Annotated in this window: 3 protein-coding genes; all 3 read left to right on the top strand. The window is 59.0% G+C overall.

Annotation, left to right across the window (positions count from 1 at the left end; all coding sequences use genetic code 11):
* On the top strand, positions 1–170 hold a 170-nt coding region (locus tag ACMX3H_RS19010), incomplete at its 5' end, for a hypothetical protein (protein WP_415211894.1).
* Positions 171–266: 96 nt separating this feature from the next.
* Positions 267–470, top strand: a complete 204-nt coding sequence (locus ACMX3H_RS19015; RefSeq protein ID WP_415211892.1) for a YbdD/YjiX family protein — start codon at positions 267–269, stop codon at positions 468–470.
* A 16-nt stretch (positions 471–486) separates the two neighbouring features.
* Positions 487–1,452 carry a GTPase gene (yjiA, locus tag ACMX3H_RS19020; RefSeq protein ID WP_415211893.1) on the top strand — a complete coding sequence of 322 codons (966 nt, stop codon included), beginning with the start codon at positions 487–489 and terminating at the stop codon, positions 1,450–1,452.
* Positions 1,453–1,920: the final 468 nt, after the last annotated feature.

Below are 1,920 nucleotides of genomic sequence, written 5' to 3' on the forward strand. Positions count from 1 at the left end.
ATTATACCAATGCCGGTCTCAGCATCCTGTTTTTGGTGGTGGTCTACAGCATTATCATTTACGGCATCAAAACGGCGCTACGGGCGCGCCAAAGCCCGCAGCGCAGCGACAAAGAAACCACCTTTATCCCGGTGCCCGAGGGCGGCGTGAAGCTCTCAGGCGGACATTAACCTCGCGTTGCCCGGCGCCACGCGCGCCCGAGCGATCCCATTCCCCGCCGGCGTCGTGCTGCCATGATGCCGGCGGGCATTATCAGGAGGCAGCCGATGTTTGGAAATTTAGGCCAGGCGGGGAAATACCTGGGGCAGGCCGCCAGAATGCTGGTAGGCGTCCCGGACTATGATCATTATGTCGAACACATGCGCACGCAGCATCCCGATACGCCGGCGATGAGCTATGAAAAATTCTTCCGGAAACGTCAGGAAGCCTGCTATGGCGGAAGCGGCAAGGGCGGCTTCCGCTGCTGCTAAACGACAGGAGCGTTCCATGAATCATCCTATTCCCGCCACTATCTTGACGGGCTTCCTCGGCGCGGGCAAAACCACGCTGCTTCGTCACATCCTCACCGCCCCACACGGCGAGCAGATTGCGGTAATTGAAAACGAGTTCGGCGCGGTGGCTATCGATGACCGTTTGCTGGAAGAGGGCGCCACGCGGGTGACCACGTTTAGCAATGGCTGTATTTGCTGCACCAGCGCTAACGAACTGGCCGAGGCGTTACGCGCCTTGCTGCAAGGGCTAGACGCCGGCACGCTGGCCTTCAACCGGGTGATTATCGAGTGTACCGGCATGGCGGATCCCGGACCGATTATTCAGACCTTCTTCGCCGACCCGCTGCCGGCCGAGCGTTTCAGGCTGGATGGCGTCATTACCCTGGTGGACGCGGTGCACGCGGAGCAGCAGTTGGACAAGTATCTGCTGGCGCAGACGCAGGTCGGGTTCGCCGATCGGCTGCTGCTGACCAAGACCGATGTGGCCGGCGACAGCGAACACCTGATCGCGCGGCTGCAGCGGATAAATGCCCGTGCGCCGGTGTCGGTGGTCATACAGGGCCAAATTGATGTTCGCGAGCTGTTCACCCTTGAGGGGTTTATGCTCAACGATCGTCTGCCGGTTGCCCGGCCCCGCTTTTGGCCCCGGCCGTTACCGGCGTCCGGCGTCAGCTCCGTGGTGATTACCCTGACCGAGCCGCCGGCGTTCGACGCGCTGTCCGCCGTCATGGAGCGGCTGCTGGAGCAATATGCCGATCGGCTACTGCGCTATAAAGGTATTCTGGTCGTGGAGGGCGAGGCGCGACGGCTTCTGTTTCAAGGGGTACAGCGATTGTATAGCACCGACTGGGACCGCTGTTGGCGGGAAGAGGAGCCTCGGACCGGCATCATGGTCTTTATCGGCGAAGGCTTGCCGGAAGGGGAGATCCGCGCCGCGTTTAACACGCTACAGCCCGCCTGATCCACGGAGTTCGCGCTTACCGACCGCGGCAAGCGCGAGCCAGGCCGCTCGCCTCTGCGTTGATAGCCGGTAGCCAAGTGTGCCGTTGGTCAATCCCCCTATGCCGCCCTAAGACCGGGGACGCTGTATGCCACTTTACCGCTTGCGGTAACCCCCCTGCGGCGGTATGGCTGACGGTAACACGCATCGGGCGCGCCTTATTATCTCATTATACTTCCCGGTTGGACCATCAAATTCATTCGGGATTCAGGACGAAAGTGTTTAATCATGACAGGGGGGCTATTCTTGACAAAGGCTTTTTGATTTGTTTGACTACGGCAAGCCACCAGGAGGGCCGTTTTATTACTATGAATATCGTTAGCCCTATAGTGATGTTAATTCGTCTGAGGTATTCAACCGTAATCAATTTAAGTTATGCATCGCCGCGCATATTGAAAGCCATGTAGGCTCTTGATAACGCTCGGTAAG

The sequence above is a fragment of the Sodalis sp. (in: enterobacteria) genome (genome assembly GCF_047607725.1).
Lineage (GTDB): Bacteria > Pseudomonadota > Gammaproteobacteria > Enterobacterales > Enterobacteriaceae > JBLKSS01.

What these genes read in the sequence shown, in the direction of transcription:
- ACMX3H_RS19015 (WP_415211892.1), top strand. Translation starts at nt 267, where the DNA reads ATGTTTGGAAATTTAGGCCAGGCGGGGAAATACCTGGGGCAGGCCGCC.
- yjiA (WP_415211893.1), top strand. Translation starts at nt 487, where the DNA reads ATGAATCATCCTATTCCCGCCACTATCTTGACGGGCTTCCTCGGCGCG.